The 7,487-nt window shown below is 36.9% G+C and carries 9 protein-coding genes; 2 read left to right on the forward strand and 7 right to left on the reverse strand.

Annotated elements, in window-relative coordinates; all coding sequences use genetic code 11:
• Positions 1 to 224 precede the first annotated feature (224 nt).
• From KGI06_05840 to KGI06_05870, 7 genes are all read right to left on the reverse strand, one after another.
• Positions 225 to 2,246 carry a hypothetical protein gene (locus tag KGI06_05840; GenBank protein MDE1871731.1) on the reverse strand — a complete coding sequence of 674 codons (2,022 nt, stop codon included), beginning with the start codon at positions 2,244 to 2,246 and terminating at the stop codon, positions 225 to 227.
• A gap of 6 nt (positions 2,247 to 2,252) precedes the next feature.
• Complete coding sequence (locus KGI06_05845; protein ID MDE1871732.1) at positions 2,253 to 2,480, reverse strand: hypothetical protein; 228 nt, start codon at positions 2,478 to 2,480, stop codon at positions 2,253 to 2,255.
• Positions 2,481 to 2,924, reverse strand: coding sequence for a hypothetical protein (locus KGI06_05850; protein ID MDE1871733.1), 444 nt, complete (start codon positions 2,922 to 2,924; stop codon positions 2,481 to 2,483).
• A gap of 1 nt (position 2,925) precedes the next feature.
• Positions 2,926 to 3,318 (reverse strand): hypothetical protein, encoded by a 393-nt coding sequence (locus tag KGI06_05855; GenBank protein ID MDE1871734.1) that lies wholly within the window; start codon positions 3,316 to 3,318, stop codon positions 2,926 to 2,928.
• 227 nt (positions 3,319 to 3,545) lie between these two features.
• Positions 3,546 to 4,214, reverse strand: coding sequence for a hypothetical protein (locus KGI06_05860; GenBank protein MDE1871735.1), 669 nt, complete (start codon positions 4,212 to 4,214; stop codon positions 3,546 to 3,548).
• A gap of 17 nt (positions 4,215 to 4,231) precedes the next feature.
• Complete coding sequence (locus KGI06_05865) at positions 4,232 to 5,044, reverse strand: hypothetical protein (protein MDE1871736.1); 813 nt, start codon at positions 5,042 to 5,044, stop codon at positions 4,232 to 4,234.
• A 218-nt stretch (positions 5,045 to 5,262) separates the two neighbouring features.
• Complete coding sequence (locus tag KGI06_05870) at positions 5,263 to 5,730, reverse strand: hypothetical protein (GenBank protein MDE1871737.1); 468 nt, start codon at positions 5,728 to 5,730, stop codon at positions 5,263 to 5,265.
• A gap of 115 nt (positions 5,731 to 5,845) precedes the next feature.
• Here KGI06_05870 and KGI06_05875 point away from each other — a divergent pair, with 115 nt between their 5' ends.
• Entirely contained in the window at positions 5,846 to 6,103 is a 258-nt protein-coding gene (locus tag KGI06_05875) for a hypothetical protein (GenBank protein MDE1871738.1), read from the forward strand.
• Between the two features lie 133 nt (positions 6,104 to 6,236).
• Entirely contained in the window at positions 6,237 to 6,431 is a 195-nt protein-coding gene (locus tag KGI06_05880; protein ID MDE1871739.1) for a hypothetical protein, read from the forward strand.
• Positions 6,432 to 7,487: the final 1,056 nt, after the last annotated feature.

Genomic DNA, 7,487 nt, shown 5'->3' on the forward strand with positions numbered 1-7,487 from the left:
AGGGGGGGGGGTATTTAAAGTTTGTGATGTGTTTATATATGTGAGAAAGTATTATATATGAGAAATTACAGACCCTTTTCATATATAAAGGGTATATTATTTATATAGTATATAATAAGATGTTATTATAAATATATGATTTAATTTCTGTAAATTATGTTATTATGAAAATATTATGTTAATGTACATAATTACATAATACCAAAATATTATACCTAATAATATCAAGATGTTGTTACACCCAATGCAGCAAGGTCATTGTAAAAACTCTGCCTCTCAGTCTTGGATAATGATGGCAAATCTGTCACTGCCGCAATTGCCAATTTTTGCTTAGCTCTTGTTGGTGTCATCCCCAGGAGTATCAAATCACCTTCTGCTGTATTTGCATCCAACACACCTTTTTTGTATGCATCAATTATTTGTGTACTGTACAATAACTGTGTTTCATACAAATATTCTTGCTGTGCAGATTTTAGGATCCAGTCTTGTTGTGAAGATGGAATAGCAAATACTGTCATAATTGCCCGTGCGCTTGTATCATTTGTAAATCCATCCTTGTACATTGAATAAATCAATGTCTTGATGTTGCCCTGGAATGATTGTAATTCCAAGTTACCAAATGCTATTTGTAATTCTGCTGTATCACTAGGTGAAAATCCATCTTTTAATAATTGCTGTGTAGCAAAATCATTTGATACCATTTGTAACTCTATTAATTTTTCAAGTATGAATGGTGGCATAGCCTTGTATCTTGTCGCTGCGATTACATCACGTGATGATTTTTCGTATCCCTCGTATTGTGCCTCTTGCAATACCTGGTCCATTGTTGCTGAACCGTACCACAGACCTTTTGTATATTCCTGGTATCCGAGTTTTCTAGCCTGGAATAAATTATTAACTGCATACTCTGCTTGTAATCCAATTCCATTATCTACAAATAGTTTTAGTGTTTCACGTGATAAATCATAAACTCCTACAAATTCCAATATATGCTTGAATGTTTCTGACAAGTGTAATGAATGGAATGGGTGTACATTTTCAATTGCTGATAATAATGCAAAGGTTCCAGTGATAGCTATTGTTATACCCGATATCTCTTGAATCAAGTTACTCAATGCTGTTTGTGGGTCGTCTGATGATTTTACAGTAAGAAATTGTGATGATACCATCACAAATTTTTTTATCTCATTATTGTATGTATTTGATATAGAGTTTATTATGGCTGCTGTGTCTGCTGATATCATATTTTCCAACTCTGTAATCAGACCTGATGCAATAGAATCAAGTCCTTTTGCAAAAGATGTAAATCCACTTGTAACCTCTTGTTGAAAACTATTGAACGAACTGTATAATTCCCCAATTCCATTACCTACATTTGACCATGCCAAGTTAATTTGTGATACGGCTGTATTTTCAGAATTTATAATATCATTTCGTATTGTTTGAATATCTGTCTGTAAACCTGATTCAATTGTATCAATCCTTGTTCCAACATCTGATAATGTACGACCAACAGATGTTTCTATTTCTCCAGGTAAGGCAGTTATGATATTGATTACTGGATTTATCACCTGTGTTGCTAATTCTGATTGTATTGATGCGATTGTATCACTAATGCTTGATTGTAAAAGTGATATTTGTCCCTCAACATCATTTTTTATAACTGTTGTAATTCCCCCGATTGTAGCATCAATCTGATTTACAAGTGGACCGATTGAAGATATGATACTTTGTTCAGCATTTGATAATATTTGTTGTATGTATGTCTCAACAGGTGAAACAGTATTAGAGAACCAATCTATTCCTACTATCATATCACGAATTACTGATTCTATGTCTTGTTTGGCTGCATCAATGATATTCTGAAATGGTAACAATAGAGGGTTACTTACTGGGGATGGTTGTGGTTGTGGTGGTTGTACTTGTTGGGGTGGTGGTGTTGTCACTGTGAGAATTGGTGGTAGTTCTGGAGTAGAACTAATCACAGTCAATACAGAAGTGGATCCTAATTTTGATGTCACGCCCTGCAAATCTATGGTATAATCACCAGGTACACGGTTAGCATCTATTATTATTGATGCTGACACATTACCGTTTATGTCTGCTTGTAGTTGTTGTGAAAATCCCAGAGCAGGCCAACTATATATTATTGGTTCACCTGGTAAAAATCCACTTGAAAATAATTGTGTTCTCTGACCTTGTTTTACTGGATTTGGATTAAATTGAATCCCTCTTGGGAGAGACATATTTTCTTATGTGAATTCCAGAGTATGTAATTTTATCTCTTTTTGATAATCTGCCTTGATTGCAGCCTTTAGGTTATTCTCGTTCAAGTTTTCAGATGGTATCTTAATTGTGAATCTACCTTTTCCATTCACAGTATATGTTACAAGAGCGTCAAGTTTACCCAGTCTTGTAGGATCCTGTGATGGTATCTTTATCAATTGTATTACTTTGAATGTTGGTGGTTGTTGTGACATTTAAATCACCAAATAATTCATGTTGTCATGTACAGTGGATGAGAGTGCCCCTCCGGTAGTAGAATAAAAAGCAAAATCAGCAGTAAGTGTACCATTCCCTAATAATGCACCCATAATTATATGAGGTTGGTCATACAATGTAGTATTTGCAGGAAAAGGATAATTACTAAGATACATTTCTACAACCACAAGATTAACACGTATCGCAGCGACACTAGGAGTTAATTGACCTGCAAAACCAACATCCACTTCTGCACGTACTGATAGAAAATAGAATGTTTTACCTGATGCTGGGGTATAACTAAGAAATGGAAAATATCCAATACCGGATGATGATACTGAATGCGCTACTGGATTAGAGATATTACCGATATAACCTAACTCAGCCATTTTTGCTAACTCTAATCTATCCCCAAGTGGTAAAAGAGGACGTGTGAGTGTCATATCAGAAGAACGCCCCCGAAAAGGCACATTCGATAGCACTTATACCATCAATAAATGAAACATACATATCATAAGTTATCAGTCCATCACCTAACATTGTGTTACCTATTGCTATTTCTCCATGTGTTGTTTGTATGACACATGTAAGTTTATCAATGGGCGTTCCATTATTACGAATCTGTATTATTCCAGACTTGTATGTTTCACCTGCATAAATACCTGCTTTGTATGACAGTAACATGAAACGATTACCACCAACAGGGGTATAACTTGTTACTACTCCTATGGTTGTTAATGTTCCTTCTTGATATACTGTTACACCCCTAATAGATAATAGTAATTTTGCTATTAGTTCACATTGGTTACTAAGGGGCGTAGATGTTTGATACGCCATACTTTATTTTTTCACTCTACCGTCTTTCAAGTCTGGATTATGTTTTAGATGATGTTCAAAATTAGATTTGCATGTCCTATCACATGTACAATCGTTTTCGTCAAAGCGTTTATTGCATTTTGTACATCTCCAATCATGTCTATTTCTATATGCTCCGGTTTCATCTGTGAATCCTGCGGTTCCAAGTTCTTCCAATGTGCTAGTTTTACATGAAGGACAGTCTTTAATCAATGTATTACACCCTGTAAAGTAGCATATAAAGTGTCTGATGTCCATACTGTTACATCAATGTCATAAGTTTTTAATCCATCACCTAGTAAAGAATCACCCTTTGTAACAAATCTATATTCATTAACATTTGTAAATGTATTACCTGTTTCACGTATCTGTGTAGCATTTCGTAACTTTGCTTGTATTGGGTTCGTAGTTGAATTACTGTCTATTACTGCTATAAATTCATCAAAATGTATTCCTGCTGCCGGAGTATAGGATACAATAATACCTAATGCACCTAATGAACCCTGTACTATTATTAATTGTCCTGCCTCGGATGCTGCAGATAATTGTTGAAATTCATTCTGTGACCCTGCAACAGTAGGGGGGGCTGATGTTACTGTGACATCCTCGCCCTGATATACTTCTTTTACTCTTAAATCTGTACTAAGTGAAGTACATTGACCATAAATCGGATCCTGTGGTGATGTATTTGGACTACCCTTGAATGTAATGCTTGCACCTGGTTCTAGTGGATAACCATCATCTATAATGTTTTGTTGGTCCTGTGAAACGTAACATGTAACATTACCATTATTAAAAATTGATATTGTTGTACGGTCCCTAGAGAATGGGGCTATCTCTGTTACATTGGTTGTAACCTCAACAGCATAATTAGTCATGCTGTGACACTAGTATCCTATGCCCCTGCTGGGGTTGTTGGGGCTGGGGCACCACCTGTTAAGATTACATCTAAGAACACTGTCTCGGATGTATCAGCAACACTTGATAAAAATTCTACCTGTGGGAAGGTTGTGTTATCAAATGTACCCATAAGATAATTGTCGTCACCTGCAAATGGTCCTGGATTAGCATCTACTGCTGCGGCTTCGGTCCCTGCGAATCCTGCGACTCCTGGACGATATCTGGCATTAGACAATAGTAATCTTGCGGCAATTAGATTTGCACTAATTGCAATCATGTTTACTATTGCGTATGTCCCTGCTTCAATTGATTTATCCGGTACAATTGTCGCCAATGTCCATCCGTTAGCCGTTAATGTTGCTGATGCTGTACATCTTATCCTTCTTATCTCGCCTGCTGGTGGGGCTGGTAATGGTCCTGGTTGTTTAAGCCATGCAAGAGCATAATGTTGAAAGTCTACCCCTGCACCGTCTGATTGGAGTATTTGGAATATTTCGGTAATATCCAATGGTAGTTCTGGCTTCATTCTCTTTATTTCTGGGAATCCAAGGGAGAATTTTGATGCACCTGATGCCCTCGGTATAATTTCGTTTACTTCTCTTTTTACTTCCAAGGAAGGGCTATCTATTTGTGCCCTTGTTATTCCATTTCCCAATGCTGCCAATGCTGCAATGGTTGAATAATCTGGCGGCACCTGGAAACCATTATCTGCTGAGTTTGGCGTTAATATTGTATCTGCTATTACGTCAAGGGCTGCAAGGCTTATACCATGAGTATTTTGATTGAATGCTGCTAGGTGGGTAGCCATTTATTTTTCAATCTCCATTGATGATTTGAGCAGTATTGTTGCACGTCTTACATGCTCTGGGCTTCTACGTCTCTCAGAGTTGATTGTATCAAGGTCACGTTTTGGACCCTGACCAGGTAAATGAAAACAAGATACTGCATGACCATAAATGGACATACCTTTCGATAGGTCAATTTCTGTCTTGCATTCTGGGCATACAACATTAGAAGGCATTTATTTTATGCTCCTGGGGCGACCTTCGCTATTCCACGTGCTTTGTATTTTCCACGATTCTTTGCTAATGCTGTTTGAATCGCTGTGCCTCTTTGCATAATGTTTTGTGTACTGCCTCTTGGACCTCTCGCAGGTAATGCAGCCCTAGCGGTTCCTATATCTGTCATGATTGCACCCAATGCAGCCGTAACTTTTGCTTTTGCTGCTGCTGTACCGGATCCGTATCTTGATGGGTTAGCGTCAATACCTGCTTTGTAAACTGAGTTTGGAGTTGCTGCGGTTGCTGTTTGTCTTGACTTGGATGCTATTGCTTTTTGCATCGCTGCCGCAAAGTTTGCCTCAGATTGCTGACTTGATGCACCTGAGTTCCAGTCTGCCGCATCTGCTCTTTGTTGCCAAAGGTCTTGGGCATTCTGCGTATTTTTAACATAATTATCTACTGCTTGCTGTGGTGTTCTCATGGTTTTTGCCATATATATCTACAAGTGTATAGAATGTTACATTATTTAAAATCACAAGCATGGAATCATACTGAGGGAGGGGCCCCCCCCCCACCAAAAATATATAGTATATTATTTATTATTGATTATGGTAATTTTCGCCAACAAACTGGATGAGTTGCTATCAGATGCCGTACTGGCACAAGGCCTTAATCGACAAATAAAGCGTAAGACAACAGTCGATTACATCAAATCTATATCTGAGACACAATTCAAGAGAGAAATATCAGAAATAATTCACTTACCAGCATTGGAAATGCTCAATTCACTAGGTGTGAAAAAGGAAGTGTACCCAATTTTTTTACAAGCAATTGCGAAAGCAAGAAAAGCAGAGGGGCTAAAATAGGATGGATGAAGAGACGCAAAACAATAGCCAAGCGTATGTTATCACACACTCGATAGATGGATGGGTGTATCAACTGCATGACCAGGATCCCAGTGATGGTTCAAACATCTACAAGTGTCCATCCTGTGGTGACATGATAAAGGTTCTACCTGTTGTATTAGATACAACTAGTGACGAGCAACAAGCAACCGAAGACACACAGCAACAACAGCAAGAGCAATCAGTACAACAACTAGATACACGTTCAGACCAAGAGATAGAACAACAGCAGACAACGCCACGAAAACAAAGGAAATCAAAACAAGTATCGCCTTCTCATGTGGGCTGATTAATTCCATCACCCCTATTTTTTTTATCATACAATATAAGAATTTTGATACGGTCCTACATATCTGTAAAAAACCTGCAATACTTGTAAAAACTGTGATAATATACAATATATTGTGTATTGTATCTTTTACCATAATCAATAGTATACTATTGATTGTATATTATTTACTCTTGTTAAAATAGGCATGTTTTCACTACAATTGTAGACGTACATTTACAATAGTATATCGTAGGTAGGTAAGTGTCCGAGAGGACACTATACCATATTATTATTTACGTGTATTTGTACGGTACAAATACAACTAGATAAATTTAGTTGAATTACACACTATGGACATACGTGTAAAATTCAGCATGATACACATTCAAAATACTAGTATTTATTTTTAGGTGACATTGCATTATGATATAGTGTTATTATCATCAAATCATGTGATAATGAAGATAAAAGTTAACTACATGTACTACATTCCATATACTTGTCATGAACATAACATGGAAAGACAATTGCTATCCACGTGGTAGCAGAAAAAACGCAGGAGTAAATGGAAAATGACCAAAAAACGCAACTGTGATATCTGTGGGAAGGATTACAACGAAGGCACAGGATCCGAGTTTAAATTGAAGAACATGTCTTCAAGTCTCTGGAAAATCGGAGATGCATGTACCACATGCACCAAAGAGAAAGTTCTTCCTAACCTACAGTCTATCAAGTGGTCAAAATATGATAGTGAGTCCAAGAGATTCTTAGAATATCAAGGAACAGTCGAGGAGAAATAGATATGATAAGAATAACTTGTCCTCATTGTGGATGTACAAACGTAATTGATACAAAGGACATAGACATGCAATGGTTTTGCCGTGACTGTGCCGGGGAGTTAAACGTCAATGCGTAACATCCACATACCCCTCTTTTTTGATTATTGTGAATATTATCATCCTTCACTAATACATGTATTTGTGAGAAGAATACAGATTTTATCATTTATTGTAATCAAGATAAACTATACAGTATCACATTGGTATGAGGATGAATCATAACATGAAACAATTT

Source organism: Candidatus Micrarchaeota archaeon, assembly GCA_028866575.1.
GTDB lineage: Archaea > Micrarchaeota > Micrarchaeia > Micrarchaeales > Micrarchaeaceae > UBA12276.